General features: G+C 74.3%; 15 protein-coding genes. 10 read left to right on the top strand and 5 right to left on the bottom strand.

What is annotated here, in order from left to right:
* The first annotated feature begins 181 nt into the window (after nucleotides 1-181).
* Both ACIQMJ_RS17695 and ACIQMJ_RS17690 read left to right on the top strand, forming a co-directional pair.
* Complete coding sequence (locus tag ACIQMJ_RS17695; protein ID WP_499762038.1) at nucleotides 182-1,402, top strand: ABC transporter substrate-binding protein; 1,221 nt, start codon at nucleotides 182-184, stop codon at nucleotides 1,400-1,402.
* Between the two features lie 46 nt (nucleotides 1,403-1,448).
* Complete coding sequence (locus ACIQMJ_RS17690) at nucleotides 1,449-1,889, top strand: SRPBCC family protein (protein ID WP_499762037.1); 441 nt, start codon at nucleotides 1,449-1,451, stop codon at nucleotides 1,887-1,889.
* Between the two features lie 140 nt (nucleotides 1,890-2,029).
* Here ACIQMJ_RS17690 and ACIQMJ_RS17685 read toward each other — a convergent pair whose 3' ends face one another.
* The 5 genes from ACIQMJ_RS17685 to ACIQMJ_RS17665 form a co-directional block, all read right to left on the bottom strand.
* Nucleotides 2,030-3,658 (bottom strand): phytoene desaturase family protein, encoded by a 1,629-nt coding sequence (locus ACIQMJ_RS17685; RefSeq protein ID WP_499762036.1) that lies wholly within the window; start codon nucleotides 3,656-3,658, stop codon nucleotides 2,030-2,032.
* A complete protein-coding gene (locus ACIQMJ_RS17680; RefSeq protein WP_499762035.1) occupies nucleotides 3,655-4,680 on the bottom strand; it encodes an NAD-dependent epimerase/dehydratase family protein in 1,026 nt (341 codons plus the stop codon). Before ACIQMJ_RS17680 ends, ACIQMJ_RS17685 begins: the two co-directional genes overlap by 4 nt.
* Nucleotides 4,681-4,695: 15 nt before the next feature.
* The gene (locus tag ACIQMJ_RS17675; RefSeq protein ID WP_499762034.1) at nucleotides 4,696-7,011 is read right to left on the bottom strand and encodes a Tex family protein; all 2,316 of its coding nucleotides are present in this window, start codon (nucleotides 7,009-7,011) and stop codon (nucleotides 4,696-4,698) included.
* A gap of 100 nt (nucleotides 7,012-7,111) precedes the next feature.
* Nucleotides 7,112-7,891, bottom strand: coding sequence for a hypothetical protein (locus ACIQMJ_RS17670; protein WP_499762033.1), 780 nt, complete (start codon nucleotides 7,889-7,891; stop codon nucleotides 7,112-7,114).
* A 24-nt stretch (nucleotides 7,892-7,915) separates the two neighbouring features.
* On the bottom strand, nucleotides 7,916-9,016 hold the full coding sequence (locus ACIQMJ_RS17665) for a PA2928 family protein (RefSeq protein ID WP_499762032.1): 1,101 nt from the start codon (nucleotides 9,014-9,016) through the stop codon (nucleotides 7,916-7,918).
* A gap of 120 nt (nucleotides 9,017-9,136) precedes the next feature.
* Here ACIQMJ_RS17665 and ACIQMJ_RS17660 point away from each other — a divergent pair, with 120 nt between their 5' ends.
* The 8 genes from ACIQMJ_RS17660 to ACIQMJ_RS17625 all read left to right on the top strand — a co-directional run bounded on the left by ACIQMJ_RS17660 (nucleotide 9,137) and on the right by ACIQMJ_RS17625 (nucleotide 18,549).
* Nucleotides 9,137-10,384, top strand: coding sequence for a hypothetical protein (locus tag ACIQMJ_RS17660; protein ID WP_499762031.1), 1,248 nt, complete (start codon nucleotides 9,137-9,139; stop codon nucleotides 10,382-10,384).
* The gene (locus ACIQMJ_RS17655; protein ID WP_499762030.1) at nucleotides 10,381-11,400 is read left to right on the top strand and encodes a hypothetical protein; all 1,020 of its coding nucleotides are present in this window, start codon (nucleotides 10,381-10,383) and stop codon (nucleotides 11,398-11,400) included. The genes ACIQMJ_RS17660 and ACIQMJ_RS17655 overlap by 4 nt, the downstream gene beginning before the upstream one ends.
* A complete protein-coding gene (locus ACIQMJ_RS17650; protein WP_499762029.1) occupies nucleotides 11,397-13,490 on the top strand; it encodes a hypothetical protein in 2,094 nt (697 codons plus the stop codon). The genes ACIQMJ_RS17655 and ACIQMJ_RS17650 overlap by 4 nt, the downstream gene beginning before the upstream one ends.
* Complete coding sequence (locus tag ACIQMJ_RS17645) at nucleotides 13,484-14,689, top strand: CHAT domain-containing protein (RefSeq protein WP_499762028.1); 1,206 nt, start codon at nucleotides 13,484-13,486, stop codon at nucleotides 14,687-14,689. Before ACIQMJ_RS17650 ends, ACIQMJ_RS17645 begins: the two co-directional genes overlap by 7 nt.
* 26 nt (nucleotides 14,690-14,715) lie before the next feature.
* Nucleotides 14,716-15,180 (top strand): hypothetical protein, encoded by a 465-nt coding sequence (locus tag ACIQMJ_RS17640; protein ID WP_499762027.1) that lies wholly within the window; start codon nucleotides 14,716-14,718, stop codon nucleotides 15,178-15,180.
* Nucleotides 15,181-15,426: 246 nt separating this feature from the next.
* On the top strand, nucleotides 15,427-16,650 hold the full coding sequence (locus tag ACIQMJ_RS17635) for a cytochrome P450 (RefSeq protein WP_499762026.1): 1,224 nt from the start codon (nucleotides 15,427-15,429) through the stop codon (nucleotides 16,648-16,650).
* A gap of 8 nt (nucleotides 16,651-16,658) precedes the next feature.
* Nucleotides 16,659-17,726, top strand: a complete 1,068-nt coding sequence (locus tag ACIQMJ_RS17630) for a type III polyketide synthase (protein WP_499762025.1) — start codon at nucleotides 16,659-16,661, stop codon at nucleotides 17,724-17,726.
* 22 nt (nucleotides 17,727-17,748) lie between these two features.
* Nucleotides 17,749-18,549 carry an LLM class flavin-dependent oxidoreductase gene (locus ACIQMJ_RS17625; protein WP_499762024.1) on the top strand — a complete coding sequence of 267 codons (801 nt, stop codon included), beginning with the start codon at nucleotides 17,749-17,751 and terminating at the stop codon, nucleotides 18,547-18,549.
* Nucleotides 18,550-18,648 lie beyond the last annotated feature (99 nt).

Raw genomic sequence — 18,648 nt, 5'->3', positions numbered from 1 at the left:
AGCACCCCCTGGCTCGCTGTGACGATATGGGGCTGATCGAGTGGCAATCACGGCGAACGAGTACTTCGAACCCGGCGGAAAAGGTTACCGACCGTGCGGTATGTCACATGATTAGGCGATTCGGGTGACTTCTGTCAATACTCCTTACCCGTCGGTAACGTGAGCTGTGGGAGTCCCGTTGGTGCGCAACTTCGTCGTCGGATCGACCGTGCTCGCCGTGCTGCTCGCCGGGTGCGGCGCGCCGGACGAGGCGCCGGTGAAGACCGGACCGGGCGTCACCGACGACACCATCTCGCTGGGCGTGCTCACCGACATGACGGGACCGTTCTCGGCCACGTCGCTCATCCGGATCAAGGGCTACGAGCTGTTCCTGAGCGAGCTGAACGAGCGCGGCGGCATCTGCGGGCGCAAGGTCGAGCTCAAGCAGGCCGACCACGGCTACGACGTGAACCGGGCGCTGACCGCGTACTTCGACCTCGAACCGCAGGTGCTCGGGTTCATGGACGTCACCGGGGCGCCGATGACCGAAGCCATCGAGCCGGACCTGATGCAGACCCGCGCCATCGCCGCGCCCGCGTCCTGGTCGGCGAGCCTGCTCGGCAACCCGCACATGATGGTCGTCGGCACGACGTACGACCTCGACGTGATCAACGGGCTGGACCACGTGAAGCGGTCCGGCGCGATCCGCGAGGGCGACACCATCGGGCACGTGTACGTCGACAGCGACTACGGGCGCAACGCGCTGGAGGGCAGCACGTTCGCCGCCGAGCAGTGGGGGATGAAGCTGGTCGCGAAGGCCGTGCCGGAGACTGCGGACGTGGCCGCGCAGGTCGGCGAGCTGCGTGCGGCGGGGGCGAAGGCGGTGTTCCTCAGCACGTCACCGCAGCAGACCGCGACCGCCGTCGCCACCGCCGAGCGGCTCGGCTGGGACGTGCCGTTCCTGGTCAACGCGGCGGGCTACGACCCGTTGATCCTCCAGTCGCCCGCGGCGGCGGCCGTGGTGAAGCGGGTCCAGGTGGTGTCGCCGATCGCGCCGTTCGCGACCGACCTGCCGGGGCCGCGCGCGGTGGCGGAGGCGTTCACGCGCAAGTTCCCGGACCTGGAGCCGACCGGTTCGGTGGACCACGGGTACGTGATCGGGGTGGCGTTCGCGGCGGTGCTGGAGAAGGCGTGCGGCGAGCGCGACCTGACCCGTGACGGCGTGCTGCGGGCGTTCCAGGACACCAACAAGGTGGACACGAGCAGCCTGACCGGTCAGCTGCGGTTCTCGCTCGTGGGACGGCCGTCGGCGACGCAGTCCTACATCGCGCGGCCGGACCCGGCGACACCCGGCGGGCTGGCCGTGATCGCCGACCTGTTCGAGTCGGACCTGGTGAAGCTGAAGGGCACCCGGGCGAAGTAGCCCCGCCGGGTAGTTTCCGCCGGTCCGCGCGGGGAATCCGAGGCGCATGATCGAGGTGCGCTGGGCGGTGCCCACGTCGGTGGAGCGGGTGTTCGCGGTGCTGGCCGACGGCTGGTCGTACGCGGGCTGGGTGGTGGGCGCGGCGCACATCCGCGAGGTCGACCCGGGGTGGCCGGGCACCGGCACGCGCATCCACCACAGCGTCGGCGCGTGGCCGCTGGCGGTGAAGGACGTGACCACCGTGCTGGACGTCGACCCGCCGAACACGCTGGAGCTGGAAGCCCGCCTGTGGCCGTTGGGCGCGGCCCGCATCCGCTTCACCCTGGCCCCCACCGCCGACGGCTGCGAGGTCACCATGGCCGAGGAGGCCACCAAGGGCCCGCTCTCCCTCCTCCCCGAAGCCGCCCAAACCCTCTTCCTGACCCCACGCAACCGCGAGTCCCTCCGCCGCCTGGCCGACCAGGCCACCCGCAAGGGCACCCTCTAACCCCGCGAGTCGAACCCTCAGGTCCCGCGTGTCGAACCTCCAGGTCCCGAGAGTCGAACGTTCAGGTCTCGTGTGTCGAACGCTCAGGACCCCCGAATTCAACGCTCGGGTCCCGTCCAGCGGTGACCTGAACGTAGAACTCAGGGGGCCTGGACGTTCGACTCTCGGGACCTGAGCGTTCGACTCTCGCGGGGGTAGAGGTGGTGGTGGAGGCTGGAGAGGAGGAGGCGGTAGGCGTCGCCGGCCAGGCCGTTGCGGGCCAGGGCGGCACGGGCGGCGTTCGCGCCGGACGCGCCGTGGACGCCGCCGCCCGGGTGGGCCGACGCGGAGGTCAGGTAGAGGCGGTCGACCGGGGTGTCGGACCGGCCCAGGCCCGGGATCGGGCGGAACACGAGCTGCTGGTGGATGGCCGCGGTGCCCGAGTTGATCGAACCGGCGACCAGGCTGCGGTTGCGGGTCTCCAGGTCCTCCGGACCCTGCACGACGCGCGCGCGGATCAGGTCCCGGAACCCGGGCGCGTGCTGCTCGACCACCTGCTCGACCCGGTCGGCACGGCGGCGCAGCCGGTCCGCCGACCAGCGCTCACCCCGCGGCACGTGCGTGTACGCCCAAGCCGTCTCCGTGCCCGCCGGCGACCGCGTCGGGTCCGTCGTCGTCATCTGCCCCATGATCACGAACGGCAGCCGCGGCACCCGCCCGCACGCGATCTCCGTGCTGGACTGCGCCAACCCGTTGAAGTCCCCTCCCAAGTGGACGGTCCCCGCACCCCGCACCTCCGCCGCCGTCCACGGCACGGGCCCGTTCAACGCCCAGTCCACCTTGATCGTCGCGTCGTCCCACTCGAACGCGTCCAGGTCCGACACCAACCGCGCCGGCAGGTGCTCCGCCCCCACCAGCCCGAGGTACAGCGACGGCGCGGGCACGTCCGCCAGCACCGCCTTGCGCGCCCGCACGTACCCGCCCGCCGCGTCACGCACCCCGAGCGCACGCCCACCGGCCACGACCACCCGGTCCACCGCCCGGCCGCACTCCACCACGCCACCCAGCCGCCGCACCAACGCCTGCGTCAACGCCCCGGCCCCGCCCTCCGGCACCGGGTACCCGACGTCCTGCCCCAGCATCGACAGCAACCACCCGAACGCCGCCCCGCCGGCCTGGTCCGGCCCCAGGTCGGTGTGCATCGCGTTGCCCGCCAACAACAACGGCGCGCCCTCGCCCGAGAACCGCTCGTCCCCGAACGCCCGCACCGACTGCACGAACGACCGCGCGAACCGCAACGCCTCACCCGCACCCAGCGCCCCGAGCAGCCCGGCACCGGCCCGCACGGGCGGGAACGGCCGCATCAACGCCTCGATCAACTCCGACCGCACCCGCTCCCACCGCGCGAACTCCGCCCGCCACACGTCGCCGTCACCCGCGCCGAACGACTCGACCGACTCCGCCGTCCGGTCCACGTCCTGCGACAGCACGACGGCCCGGTCGTCCGGGAACACGTGCGCCAGCACCTCCGGCGCCCGCCGCCACCGCAGCCCGTGCCGCTCCAACCCCAACCCCGCGATCACGGGCGACGCCGCGCCCAGCGGGTAGAACGCGCTGAACAGGTCGTGCCGGAACCCCGGCTCCGTCAGCTCGGCCGTCCGCACCGCACCGCCGGGCTCGTCGGCCGCCTCCAGCACCAGCACGTCCCACCCGGCGTCGGCCAGCAGGTTCGCCGCCACCAGCCCGTTCGGGCCCGATCCGATGACCACCGCGTCCACGACATCGCTCAACGCACATCTCCCTGGCTCTGATGCGCCGGCCGGCCGAAGCCCAGCCGCCGCCACCGTCCCTCGTGGCGCGGCGCGAGCGGCCCCCACGTCCCGCGCCCCCGCGCGACCGCCGCCACGAACTCCGCCAACGCCTCCCGCGGCGGGTGCCGCGGTTCCCAGCCCAACGCCCGCACCCGCGTGCAGTCCACAAGGGACGCCTGATCGGCCAACCGCAACCAGCCGGGGTGCACGGGCTGCACGCCCAGCCGCCACGTCGGCCACGCCGCCGCGCGCAGGACCGCCAACGGCACCGGCAGCAGGAACCCGCCGAGCGTCGACGCCAGCTCCCGCGCGCCCAACGGCGGATCGGCCGCGACGTTGAACGCGCCCTCCGCCCGGTGCGCCAGGACGACCCGGATCGCCCGCGCCACGTCCTCGGCGTGCACGACCTGCGCCCGCAGCCCCGGCCACAGCGGCATCGGCAGCCACCGGCGTCCCAGCATCCCGGCGGGCAGCAGCGGGCTCAGCACCCACCGGGCGAGCTCGCCGCCGGCGTCCGGCTGCACGATCGCGCACGGCCGCACCACCGCGATCCCGCGACGCCCGGCGAGCATCCGCTCCAGCTCGGCTTTTTGCCTACTGTATGCACTCCCCGGCACTCCGCCACACGGCCACTCCTCGTCCACCGGCGTCGAAGCGGGCGTGTACGCCGCGACCGACGACGCCACCACGACGTGCGGCACACCGGCACGTTCCGCCGCGCGCAGCACGTGCGCGCTGCCGACGAGGTTGGTCCGCCGCATGTCGGGCTCACCCGACGTGGGCTGCACGGCCCACGCCAGGTGCACCACCGCGTCCGCACCGGCGAACGCCCTGCTCAACACCACCTCGGCGGCCGGCGCACCGATGTCGCAGCTCACCCAGTCAGGTGAACCGGGCGGCACGTGCCGCGCGATGCCGACCACCACGTCGCCCGCGTCCGCGAGCACCCGGAGCAGGGCCGTCCCCACGTTGCCGCTGGCACCCGTGACGACGACCCTCATGGCCGCCGGGTACCCCTACTTGCCGCCGCCAAGCCCGGCACGCCGCAGCGCTTCGGCCATCGCGCCGTTCGCCGGGGGCCGCTCCTGCTGACGCGGCTTGCCGCCACCACCGCCGCCCCCACGCGGCCCGCGCTGACCACCGCGCGGTTCGCGCTGCTCACGCGGCGGCTTGCGACCCGGCTCGTCCTCCAGCCGCAGCGTCAACCCGATCCGCTTGCGCGGGATGTCGACCTCCAGCACCTTCACCCGCACCACGTCACCGGACTTGACCACGTCCCGCGGGTCCTTGACGTAGGTGTTGGACAGCGCCGAGATGTGCACCAGCCCGTCCTGGTGCACGCCGACGTCCACGAACGCGCCGAACGCGGCCACGTTCGTCACCACGCCCTCCAGCACCATGCCCGGCTTGAGGTCGGAGATCTTCTCCACCCCGTCGGCGAACGTGGCGGTCTTGAACGCGGGCCGCGGGTCGCGCCCCGGCTTCTCCAGCTCGCGCAGGATGTCGGTCACGGTCGGCAGGCCGAACCGCTCGTCCACGAACTCCTGCGGGCGCAGCGACTTCAGCACCGCCGTGTTGCCGATCAGCTGCTCGCCGCCGGCGCGCTCCTGCATCCGCCGCACCACCGGGTACGCCTCGGGGTGCACGGCGGAGGCGTCCAGCGGGTCGTCGCCGTTGGGGATGCGCAGGAAGCCCGCGCACTGCTCGAACGCCTTCGGGCCCAGCCGCGCCACGTCCTTCAACGCGCGCCGCGAGCGGAACGGGCCGTTGCTGTCGCGGTGCAGCACGATGTTCTCGGCCAGGCCCGCGGTGATGCCGGAGACCCGCGTCAGCAGCGGCACGGACGCGGTGTTCAGGTCGACGCCGACGGCGTTCACGCAGTCCTCGACCACCGCGTCCAACGAGCGCGACAGCTTCGACTCGGACAGGTCGTGCTGGTACTGGCCGACGCCGATCGACTTCGGGTCGATCTTCACCAGCTCGGCCAGCGGGTCCTGCAAGCGGCGGGCGATGGACACCGCGCCGCGCAGCGACACGTCCAGGCCGGGCAGCTCGGCCGAGGCGAACGCGGACGCCGAGTACACCGACGCGCCCGCCTCGGACACCACGGCCTTGGTGAGCTTCAGCTCGGGGTGCCGCTTGAGCAGGTCGACGGCCAGCTTGTCGGTCTCCCGCGACGCGGTGCCGTTGCCGATGGCGACCAGCTCCACGGAGTGCTTGCGCGCCAGCACGGCCAGCTTGGCGATCGACTCGTCCCACCGGTTCGCGGGCACGTGCGGGTAGATGGTGTCGGTGTCGACGACCTTGCCGGTCGCGTCGACCACGGCCACCTTCACGCCGGTGCGGAACCCGGGGTCCAGGCCCATGGTGGCCCGGGTGCCCGCCGGTGCGGCGAGCAGCAGGTCGCGCAGGTTGGAGGCGAACACCTTCACGGCCTCGTCCTCGGCGAACGCCCGCAGCCGCGACCGCAGGTCGATGCCCAGGTGCACGAGGATGCGGGTGCGCCACGCCCAGCGGACCGTGTCGCCCAACCAGCGGTCCGCGGGCCGGCCCTGGTTGTCCACGCCGAAGCGGGACGCGATGCGCGCCTCGTACCCGGTGGGCTCGTCCTCGTCGGCCGGGTCGAACTGGAGGTCGAGCACCTCTTCCTTCTCGCCGCGCAGCAGCGCGAGGATGCGGTGCGAGGGCAGCTTGGTGAACGGCTCGGAGAAGTCGAAGTAGTCGGAGAACTTCGCCCCGTCCTCCTCCTTGCCCTCCCGGACCTTGGACGCGAGCCGCCCCTGGGCCCACATCCGCTCGCGCAGCTCGCCGATGAGGTCGCCGTCCTCGCCGAACCGCTCGACCAGGATCGACCGCGCGCCCTGCAACGCGGCGGCGACGTCGGGGACCTCCTCGGTCACGAACGCCTTCGCCACTTCCTGCGGGTCCTGCGTCGGGTCGCCCAGCAGGCCGTCGGCGAGCGGTTCGAGGCCCTGCTCGCGCGCGATCTGCGCCTTGGTCCGCCGCTTCGGCTTGTACGGCAGGTAGAGGTCCTCCAGCCGGGCCTTGGAGTCGGCGGCCAGGATCGAAGCCTCCAGCGCCTCGTCCAGCTTGCCCTGCGACCGGATGGACTCGAGCACAGCCGCCCGGCGCTCCTCAAGCTCGCGCAGGTAGCCCAGCCGCTCCTCCAGGGTGCGCAGCTGGGCGTCGTCCAGCGCGCCGGTCGCTTCCTTGCGGTAGCGGGCGATGAAGGGGACGGTGGAACCACCGTCGAGCAGGTCGACGGCGGCGCTGACCTGCCCGGCCCGCACCCCGAGCTCGTCGGCGATCCTCTGGTGAATGGCTGTGGTCACAGCGAGCCATTGTGCCCTGCCCGCCGGGGCGCGTTCGGGCACCCCGACCCGGCCGACTGGGCCGACCGGGTCAACGCCGGTCCGCCCGCCGGCGCCGCCGTCACGGGATCAGCTTGGTGAGGACCGCGACGTCCGACTCGTCCTCGGGCAGGTACATCGCCTTGACCACCATGCCGCGCTGCACCTGCGGGATCGACATCGGCGGCAGCTTCTTCTCCTGCGTCACGTCGAACGTGGTGCCGTCCGGGCGGGTCACGCGCAGGCTCAGCCGCAACGCGGTCCGGCCGTCGGAGGTCTGCCCGGTCGGGACCATGTCCAGCACGACGGCGCTGGTCTCGACGCCCTCCTCGGTGATGCGCAGCTGGTGCGGCGTCAGGATGCCCTTGGCCACGTGCACGCGGTCGAGGGCGGCTTGGAGCTCGTGCGGCGGCGCGTCGGTGGCGAGCACCGCGCGGCCGTCGGACAGGTAGCGGACCGGCAGGATCGCGCCCGGCTGCACGAGGGACAGCTCGGTGATGTCGACGACCTGCCGCGCGGTGGCCGGGAACGTGCGGCCGTCCGCGGTGTCGACCTGGAACCGGATGTCGAGCTGGGGCTGGTCGTTGACGGTCAGGCCGGTCCGCGCCACGCCCACGACCGTGCCCATGCCGATCGGCGCGTCGCGGAACTCCTTGGGCACGCCGCCGGTCAGGGCCGCGTAACCGCCGGCGAACAGCCTGCTCGTCGAGAACAGGGTGGGCACGGCGAACAGGAGGACGAACGGGCCGACCAGCCAGCCGTTCAGCCAGGCGGACACGTCGTCGCCCGCCAGCCCGCCCGCGACCCAGGCCGCCGTGAGGGCCAGTCCGGCGGTGAGGCCGAGCCAGGAGAACACCTTCATGATCTTGTCCTTTCGAGCGAGGTGTCAGCGGTGGAAGCCGAAGAAGTCCGTCAGCCCGACGTTGAGGGGCACGACCCGGCCGTCGCCACGGGCCGCCGCGAGCAGGTCGCCCGCCGCGACCGCCGTCACGCCGTCGGGCCCGCCCAGGGCGCGGTCCACCCGGGCGTCGACCGCCAAGGTGGCCGTGACCTGCCCGGTGGCCAGGGACACCAGGCTCAGCGCCACGCCGGGGTCGTTCACCGAGCGCTGGTGCTCGACCAGCACGTGCCCGGTGGCCGCGGCGACCGCGGTCACGCCGTCGACCACCAGCCGCGCGCCGAGGAACGCGGTCCCGCCCACCGGGAGCTCCCGCTGGGCGGCCGTGACGCGGACCAGCACGCTGCCCGGCGCGCCATCCGGCGCCTGCCGCAGCGCGATCCGCTCGGCACCGGCGTTCAAGGTCGCCTCGTCGCCGGTGGCCTTGGCCGGCGCGCCGGGGCCGTGCTGCACCGAGAGCCGGCCGGACCAGGCGGCGGCGGTCGACGTGTCGACCGGCGTGGCCACCACCTCGTCCAGCCCGACCGCCAACACCCCTCCGGTGGCGGTCATGGCCATCACGCGGCGGCCGTCCTGGTCGTACGCGTAGGCGGTCCGCACGGCGGCGAACGCGTCGCCGAGCCCTTGGACCTCCGCGCCCTCGGCGACCACGGAGCCGTCGGCCAGCGCGACCACGACGAGCCCGGAGTCGGTGGCCAGGTAGGCGTAGCGCTGACCGGCGGCCAGCACCGACGCCTCCCAGGCCAGCCCGTCCGACAGCTGCGTGTCCCACAGCACCTCGCCGGACGCCGGGTCGGTAGCCGCGAGCCGCACCTGGAACAGGTCCTGCGTCATCATCTGGAACATGCCGCGCACGCCGTGCCGCGAGTAGGGCGCGAGCACCACGTCCCGCCCGTCGACCTCGGCGAACGCGAACCCGGCCTGCATCTCGACCTCCGGCTCCGGCGAGAGCGCGTAGGACCCGCCGAAGAACAGCGCCGCGAACAGGATGAGTGGCAGCAACGGCAACAGCAGCGGGACGCGGAAGCGGATGGTCCGCCCGGTCTCGTAGGGCGTCACCGGCGGGTACTGCGGTGGTGTCTGGTACATCGGTTCCCCCGTTCGGTCGTGACGGGGCAAGCCTCGGGCCCGAGGGCCGCCTACCGGTCCCAGGAACGCGGTGCGCGAGTCCGCCACCAGCGGTGATCGGGTTCGACTAGGCTCGGCGCGGTGAGCACCGCCCGAGCCGTGCCGACGACGCTGCCGCGGGGCGCGCTGGTGGCGCGGGCCTGGGCCGGGCTGGGCGACGCGGTCGCGCCGCTGAGCAACGCGGCGGGCCGCCCGCTGACCCGCACGGTGAAGCTGATCCTCGACCCGCTCGTGCTGCGGCCCGTGCTCAACCCGGAGTTCGCGGCGGGCGCCATCGCCGCGGAGCACGCCGACGCGCTGGTGTCCCGGATCGTCGACGCGGGTCCGGTGCTGGCCGCGACCGCGAGCTGGTTCACGGTGCTGAAGAAGGAGCGCCGCCGGCGCTGGATCACCGACGGCAACCCGCAGGACCTCTACTTCCAGCGCTGCTTCGAGCTGGCCACGGCGCACGGCGAACCCGGCCCGGACGCCACGGACGTCGCCGCCGACGTGCTGGAGGAGGTCCACGGTCGCGAGGGGCCGACGGCCGCCGCGCTGCGCGACTACGTCACCGACCCGGCGAACGCCGACGAGCTGACCGGGTTGCTGGCCTCCGCGTGGGCCGCGCCCGGCCCGGTGGCGGGGACGGCGGTGGCGACGTCCCCGTTCCTGGCCACCTGCGCCGCCGCACCCGACCGGGCCCTGTTCGCCGCGCTGGTCGCGGGCCTGGCCGGCACCGCGGGCGCGGCGGGGCTGCACCGGCCGGGCGTGGCGCTGGCGCACGGGTTGACCTCGCGCGACGTGCCCGTGCGGCCCGAGCTGGGGCGTGCCGCGTCGAAGGCGAACCTGCCCCGGCCGTTCGACCGGTCGATCCTGGAGCGCCTGTTCGCGCCGTTGACCAACGCGGCGCAGCGGGCCGGGCTGGCGGACGTGCCGACGTTGGTGCGGCGGGAGATCGCCCGGTCGGCCGGGCCGTGGCAGCTCGCCGACGAGGAGAGCCGGCTGGTCGTGGTCCTGGGCCGGGACGCGTCCGCGGGCCTCGCGGGTCCGCCGGCGGGCGAGCCGGGGTCGGCCGCGGCCCGGCTGCGGTCGAGGTGGGAGCGCGAGGCGTACGTGCACCGCGTGCTGCGGATGCCGTCGGCCGTGCCGCCGGAGGTCCGCGCGGACGTGCGCGGCGTGCGGGAGGCGTACCTGCGGCGGCTGTGGGCGCGCGTGCACGGCCGCGAGCTGCGGCACGACGCGGTGGCGTTCGACCAGGTGTGGGACGTGCTCGACGGCGTGCTGCGGTCGGTGATCCTGGACCAGCGCGACCGGTTGCGCTCGGTGCTGGAGCGGGAGGCGGTGGCATGAGGGTGACCCGCGGTTCCGAGGTCGTCGTCGGCGACTGGCCCACGTCGCCCGAGGTGGTGGCGCTGCTGGAGTGCTCGGGCGCGCTGCTGGCCTGGGACGTCCTGGCCGACACGCCCCTGCCCGCCGCGCGCGTGCACGACGTCGACCGTGCGGCCGAGTGGCTGTGGGAGATCTACGGGGACGCGGCGGACGCGATCCTCGGCGGTTCCCCCGAGGTGGACGACCCGGATGTGGCGGAGTCCGGCCCCGGTGGGTGGCGCGTCCGCGACGCGTGCCGGCGGGCGGCGCAGCTGAACTGGGCGAACGCGTGGTGGCCCGCGTCGGTGACGGCCGGCGTGCCCGCGCTGGACACCGCCGTGCTGCACGCGGAGCTGGCCGTCGAGCTGTCCGCTGTGGAGCACCTGCTGGACGACCCGGACGCGGTGGAACGGGCGCTGGCGTCGGTCGTGCCGCTCGACGCGCCCGATCCCGCCCTGGCCGCGTTGGCCGAGCGCGTCGCCGCGCTGGCCGAGGACTACGGGGTGGTCCTGCCGGCCGCCGAGGTGGCCGACCAGGCGGGCTACGCGTTGGCCGCCGGGGGTTTCGGCGGCGGCGACGGGATCTCCGCCTTGTCCGGCTCGTCCACTGTGGACTGGTCTCTGGTGCCGCACGGCGCGGTGGACGCCGCCGCGCCCGCCGCGTGGGCCGTCGTGCGGCGGCAGGGCCGGACGGCGGTGGAGGTCTCCGTCGTGCCCGGACCGAGGCCGGGAGCCCGGTTGGCGGCCCGGTTCGGCGATGTCGAGGTGGCATTGGACGGCGTTGACGAGGTGGGTCGGCTCACCGGGTCCGCGCCGGTGTCGGCGGCTGTGCTGCTGCTGCCGCCGGACCGGCGCGAGCTGGTCGTCTACGCGCCGGACTTCGCCGAACCGACCGCGCCGGACCCCTCCGCCGGGCCGCGCCGCGCGGCGATCATCGCCTACGCCCGCGCCAGGACCACTTCGCCGACCGCGACCCTCACCGAGCGGACGGCGCGGTGAACGACTGGTCGGCGCTGAACGACGAGGGCGTGCGGCTCGCCGCGGCCGGTGACGTGGCCGGTGCCCGTGCGACGCTCGGAGCGGCCTTGGCCGCGGCGCCACCGCACGACCGCGCGCACGTCCTGGTGAACCTGGCGCACGTGTCCGATGATCAGCAGCGGGCCGTGGACCTGCTGACCGAGGCGGTCGCGGTGGGGGAGGGGCGGCTCCGGGTCATCGCCCTCGCCGCTCGGGCCGACCTGCTGCCCTGGCTGGACCGGTGGGACGAGGCGTGGCGGGACGTCGAGAGCGCGTTGGTCGACGCCGACCCGGTGGCCGAGGTGGTGCTCCGGACCACCCGGGTGGGCCTGCTGATGGCGGCCGGCCGGCTCGCGGAGGCCGAGGCGGACGCCACGCACGCCGTCGACCTGGCCGCGCAGCACGCGCCCGAGTACCTGGAGAACCTGTACGGGAGCCTTGCGCTCCTCGCCGACGAGGCGGGTGACGAGCAGCGCGCGGCGATGTACCGGACGCTGTCCGACAACCCGGGCCGGCAACCGCTCGGCCCCCGGTGGCGGCGGTTCGTGGAGCTGAACGCCGCGGGCGTGGCGCTGCTGGAGGCGGGCGACCGTGCCGCCGCCAGGTCGGCCTTCGACGCCGCGTACCGGGAAACCCTCGACGCGGACGACCGGGACGACCCCGAAGACGTCGAGGCCGTCGTGTGCCGGGCCGGTGTCGCGGGCAACCTCGCGGGCGTCGCCGACCAGCCGGACGACGCCGTGCGGTGGAGCACCGAGGCGATCGAAGCGGCACGGGAGGCGTTGAGCCAGGTCGGTGACGCGTACGGGTCCGCCACCGTGCTGGTGAACGCGTTGGTGTCCCGTGCGGCGGCACGCCAGGCGCAGACCCGGCTGCCCGAAGCGCTGACCGACCTGGACGACGCCCTCGACGTCGTCACGGCGGCCGACGACGGCGAGTCGTACGAGGCCACCGTCCGAGCCGTGCGCGCCCGCGTGCTCGCCACCGGCGGCTGGTTCGCCGAAGCGGCCGACGAGGCGGGGAGGGCGTTGGACCTCGCCTACTCCGCCGCGCCCGAGCTGGCCGCGTCCGTGCACCTGACGCTGGCCGAGGTCACCAGCGCGACCGGCGACCTGGCCGGGGCCGCCGAGCACCTCGCCCTGGCCCGCGACCTGAGCGCCGCCACCGGCGACGTCCCGGGGGAGGTCACCGCCCTGCTCAGCTCCGCGCGCCTGGCCTACCTGTCCTCGGACGCCGACCGCGCCGACGCCCTGTACGACGAGGCGGACTCCCTGATCACCGACGACCCCCACCGGCGGGCGGTGTGCCTGCACGGTCGGGCGGCGGTCGCGGTGCTGCGCGGTCGGCCGCGGGAGGCGCTGGCGCTGGCGGACCGGGCGCTCGCGCTGCTGGGCACCACGTCCCCGCTCCAGGAGGTGGCCGTGCACCAGGTGCGGGGATCGGCGTTCGAGGCGGCGCAGGACTTCGCCGAGGCCGAGACCTGCTACGCGCGGGCGGCGGAGGTGTGCGAGGCGGCCGGGCTGTGGCACGTCGTGCTGGGCATGGCGTGGTGGCGCGCGGACGCCCTGGTCCGCCGGGCCGCGGCGGTCACCGGGGACGAACGACAGCGGCTCGGCCACCGGGCGCTGGACCTCGCGCTGCCCGCCGCGCTGGCGGCGGAGGCCGTGCGGCAGCGGTTCCCGCACGGCCCGCTGCGGGAGCGCTGGGTGGCGCTGGCCTCCGCGCCCGCCACCCGCTCGGCGTTCCTGGCGATCCGGGCGGTGCAGGACGTGGCCCTGGCCGCCGAGTACGTCGACCACGTCGCGGGCTCGGTGTCCCTGCACGCGGAAGGCGCCGCCCAGGTCGAACGCGGTGAGCTGGTGGCGCTGCCCGCGCCGCCGGAGGTCGAGGCCCACCTGCCCTACGCCGCCGCCGGCCTCGCCACCGGCGCGGACCCCGCCTCCGGCTTCGACCTGCCGCCGAGGGTCCGCCTCGACCCCGCCGTGCCGACCGCCCTGGACGCCTGGATCGACCTGGCCGAGCGCCGCTACGGCTTCCCCGTCCGATCGGACCGGGCGGTGGCGTCGTGGTGACCGTCCAGCTCAAGCTCGTGGACGCGGGCGACCTGTACGTCTCGTGGCGCTGGGAGCACGAACCGGCCGAACCGCGCGTGGTGGTCGTGCCGCGCGACCTCGTGCACGCCGCGCTGGCCGAGTGGGCCGAAGCGGTGCCGTCGCCGTTGCCGGGGGAGACCGCCGACCACGCCCTGCGCCGCGCGCTCACCCACGGCCCGCTCGTGGACCACGACCGCGAACGGGACCTGGCGACCAGGATGGCGCGGGCGCTGATCCCGCACCGGCTCGCGGTGGAGCTGAACTCGTTCCTCAGCCAGGGGATCAGGCCCCACCTGCGCGTCCAACCGTCCCCCTCGACCGCCTTGGTGCCCTGGGAGGCGCTGCGGATCGACGACGGGCTGCGGGCGGTCCACGACACCACCATCTCCGTGCTGCCGCCGGCGACCGTGGGCAACGCCACCGCACGCCGCGTCAGCCCGTTCGATCCACAAGGGACGGTCGTGGCCGTGCTGGACCCCGTCGTGCCGGGGTTCGCGGCCCACTCCGGCTTCGGCCCGGTCCTCGGCCCGGCGGACCTGGCGGCGCTCGGCGGCACGCGCCGTGACGACGTCGACCGCGACCACCTCGAACGAGCCCTGGCCACCGCCGCGCGCCTGCTCTACGTCGGCCACGTGACCACCGGCGGCCACGGCCTGGACGCGCGCCTGCACCTGTCCTGCACCGCCGACACCGAGGGCCGCGCCGCGCCGATCGGCGGGCACCGACCCCTGACCGCCGCCGACATCGTGCTGGGCCACCGCGCCGGCCCCGTGCGCCCGTGGCGCATCCCCGCCCGCGTGGCCCTGGTGGCGTGCGAGAGCGGCGGCGACGTCCGGTTCGCCGAACCGTCCGGCCTGGTCACGGCCATGGTGCACGGCGGCGCGGAGCATGTGACGGCGACGCGGTGGACGGTGCCGACCGACGAGGGGCTGCGCCGACTCGTCCCCGGCTTCCCGCCCACCCCGGTGCTCGCGCCGACCGTGCTGGCGATCGACGCCGCGCACCGCGCGCCCGACCCGGTGACCGCGCTCAACGACTGGCAACGCGCCGCCGCCACCCGGTGGGAAGACACCGGCGACCTCGCCTGGTCACCGCTCGTGTGGGCGGCGGTCACCACGACCTGGGCGCCGTCACCCCGCCGGGTACTTGGGACCGGTAGGGAGCCGAACGGTTCGTAACGTCCCGCGTCGAGAGGGGTGAGGACGTGTTCGGAGCCAAGGACGAAGCGCTGCACGCCAGGGTGCGGGAACTGGAGGGCCGCGTCGAGCGGCTGACCGGCCTGCTGGGCAAGCTGGTCGACGACGAGGAGCGGTACGCGCGGCTGCACGGGCTGGCCGAGCGGACCGACGGCGCGCTGCGGTCGCTGGAGGCGCGGGCGACGTCGGTCGGGGTCGGCCAACCGCGCTTCCAAGCCGCGCTGGACACCGTCTACCACGCGAAGGCGTTCGGCTACGTGGCCGTGTTCTTCGTCGGCGGGCGGACGGCCCGGATCAGGCTGCTCGTCGGGTCGCACAACCCGCCGGACACCAGCGTGGGCTACGCCGACTCCAGCGCCGACCTCAACTCCTACATGGGCGGTGTGGTCCGCCCCGGCGAGTACTGGATGGCCGCCACCACCCGACCGGGCCGCGAGTACGGGTTCGAGTGCGTCTTCACGCCCATCTTCTGAGACCCCGGCTCGACTGGTTCTACTGTGCGCGGCGGTGGCCTCCCGGACCTGGGCCCCATGGAGGGCGTTTGAGCGCCTGAACGAGTGGAGCGCGGCGGCTTGGAGAGTCAAGGAGCGCCCGGCCACCGGTCACGAACCGGTGGGAGAACCGCGACAACTGATGAACCGGCCCGCCGGCGGGGGCGGGACGGCGCGGCGACGTGTGTGATGGAAGGGAACCGCTTCGCCGTCCAGAGGGGAACGTCCGTGGTGAACGTCCGAGCGCGTGACCGGGAGTCCGCGCCGAGCTGCCCCTTCCGGCACGACGAGGCCCTGGAGCCCGACCCGTTCCTGACCCGGATGCGGGAGCAGGCGCCGGTCGCCAAGGTCCGCATGCCGTACGGGGAGGGCGAGGCGTGGCTGGTGACGCGCTACGACGACGTCCGGGTGGTCACCTCCGACCGGCGGTTCAGCCGGGCCGCGCTGATCGGGCGCGACTTCCCGCGCATCACCCCGGCGCCCATCGCGCAGCGCGAGGCGATCAACCTGATGGACCCGCCCGCCCTCAACCGGGTCCGCAGGCTGGTCGCCAAGGCGTTCACCACGCCCCAGGTCGAGGCGCTGCGACCGTGGACGCGCCGGACCGTCCACGCCCTGCTCGACACCATGGTCGAGCACGGCCGGCCCGCCGACGTGGTCGAGCACCTGGCCGACCGGCTGCCCCTGATGACGATCTGCGAGCTGCTGGAGATCCCCGAGCCGGACCGGCCGCGGGTGCGGGAGTGGGCGGCGGCCATGATGTCGATGAGCGCCGCCGACCGGACCGCCGCCGCCGAGGCCAAGGCCGGCATGCGCGCCTACTTCGACCGGCTCACCGCCGCCCGCCGCCGCGACCCCGGCGACGACCTGATCAGCGCCCTGGCCACCGCCCGCACGGGGGACGACGTGCTCGCCGACGCGGAGCTGTCCGTGCTGGCCATGCTCCTCGCGGTCACCGGCCACGACACCACGACCTACGAGATCGGCGACATCACGTTCACGCTGCTCACCCACCCCCGGCACCTGGCTCGGCTGCGCGCCGAGCCGGAGGCGGTGCCGCGGGCGGTCGAGGAGCTGCTGCGGTTCATCCCGTTCCGGCAGGGCGTCGGCATCCCGCGCGTCGCCCTGGAGGACGTCGAGCTGGGCGGCGTGACGATCAAGGCCGGTGACGCGGTCCACGTGTCCTACCTGACCGCCAACCGCGACGAGCTGGCCTACGACCGGCCCGACGAGCTCGACTTCGACCGCCGCGACGCACCGCCGCACCTGACGTTCGGCCACGGCGGGCACCACTGCGTGGGCGCCCACCTGGCCCGCATGGTGCTCCAGGAGGCCGTCGGCGGGCTGCTCGCGCGGTTCCCGGGCCTGCGGCTGGCCGTGCCCGCCTCGGAGGTGCGGTGGAACACCGTCTCGATCTGGCGGTACCCGCTCGCCCTGCCGGTCACGTGGTGAGGAGAGCCGTGGCCACGCTGTGCCGGCCCGCCGTCGCGGTCCCCGAACACCTCATCACCCGCGAGCAGACCCTGGAGCTGGCCCGGGCGCTGCACCGCGACCACCCGCAGCTCGACCTCGCGCTGCGGCTGATCGGCAACACCGGCGTCCAGACCAGGCACATCGTCCAGCCGATCGAGGACACCCTCAAGCACCCCGGCTTCACCGTGCGCAACGCCCTCTACGAGAAGGAGGCCAAGTCGCGGGTGCCCGACGTGGTGCGGCGGGCGCTGGGCCACGCCGACCTGACCGCCGCCGACATCGACCTGATCGTGTACGTCTCGTGCACCGGGTTCATGATGCCGTCGATGACGGCCTGGCTGATCAACACGATGGGGTTCCGGTCGTCCACCCGCCAGCTCCCGATCGCCCAGCTGGGATGCGCCGCCGGAGGCGCGGCGATCAACCGCGCGCACGACTTCTGCACCGCCTACCCGCGGTCGAACGTGCTGATCGTGGCGTGCGAGTTCTGCTCGCTGCTCTACCAGCCGACCGACCGCGCCGTCGGCAACCTGCTGTCCAACGGGCTGTTCGGCGACGCGGTGGCGGCGGCCGTGATGCGCGGCGAGGGCGGCGAGGGCGTGTCGGTGGAGCGGAACAGCTCGCGGCTGGTGCCCGACACGGAGAACTGGATCGCCTACGAGGTCCGCGACACCGGTTTCCACTTCCTGCTGGACAAGCGGGTGCCCGGCACGATGTCCGTGCTCGCGCCCGCCATGCGCGACATGGCCGAGCCGCACGGCTGGGACATCGCGGGGCTCGACTTCTACATCGTGCACGCGGGCGGGCCGCGCATCCTGGACGACCTGGGCAAGCACCTGCGGCTGCCGCCGGAGACGTTCCGCTACAGCAGGACCACGCTCACCGAGCGCGGCAACGTGGCCAGCGCCGTCATCTTCGACGCCCTGGAGCGGCTGTTCGCCGACGGTGGCGCGCGGCCCGGCGCGCGGGGCGTCATCGCGGGGTTCGGTCCCGGCATCACGGCGGAGATCGCGCTCGGCACGTGGACCGCGTCCCGGTTCGCCGCCGTGACGTGACGCGGTGTGGGACGCTGCCCGCATGCGTTGCGGGATCGTGCTGCCGTTCTTCGACGCGCCGGACGTGGCGTCGTGCGCGGCGTTGGCGGAGGAGTGCGGCTGGGACGGCGTGTTCCTGGCCGAGGCGGTGTGGGGTGTCGACGCGTGGGTGGCGCTGACGGCGGCGGCGATGCGCACGTCGTCGGTGCGGCTGGGCACGATGCTGACGCCGCTGCCCCGGTTCAAGCCGTGGGACGTGGCGTCGAAGGCGGCCACGCTGGACCGGTTGTCGGGCGGGCGGGTGCAGCTGTCGGTCGGCTTGGGCGCGCTGCACCCGGGCTGGACCGCGTTCGAACGCGACACCGGCCGCGCCGAGCGGGCGCTGCTGCTGGACGAAGGTCTGGCCGTGTACGACGGCCTGATGCGCGGCCAACCGTTCTCGTTCGAGGGCCGCCGCTACGAGGTGCGGGAAACCGACTTCTTCCCGCCCCCACCACCCGTGCAACGGCCCCGCGTCCCGGTGTGGGTCGTGGGCGCGTTCGACCGTCCCGTGTCGATGCGGCGCGCCGTGTCGTGGGACGGCCTGCTGCCCAACGTGATCGCCGAAGGTGGAGCTCGCGGCCCGGAAACCCCGGCGGAACTGGCCGAGGTCGTGGCACAGGCCCGTTCGCTGCGCACCTCGCTGGGCCTGCCGTGGGACGGCTTCGACGTGATCGCCGAGGGCAGGGCGACCGACGTGACCGAGTGGGCCGACGCGGGTGCCACCTGGTGGATCGAATCCGACTGGGAAACCACCGTCAGCGCCGTCCGCGACCGCATCACCGCCGGGCCGCCGTCGTTCTAGAGCACGACCCGGACCCGGTCGACCCTGGAGCAGTCCGGTCAGGGGATCGTCAGGCTCAAGCTCGCCCAACTGCTGGAGCGCCAGGGCGACGTCGACCGG

Origin of the sequence: Actinosynnema sp. NPDC091369 (assembly GCF_044757065.1) — a bacterium.
Classification (GTDB): Bacteria; Actinomycetota; Actinomycetes; order Mycobacteriales; family Pseudonocardiaceae; genus Actinosynnema.
This window is presented reverse-complemented; position numbering and strand designations above follow the sequence as displayed.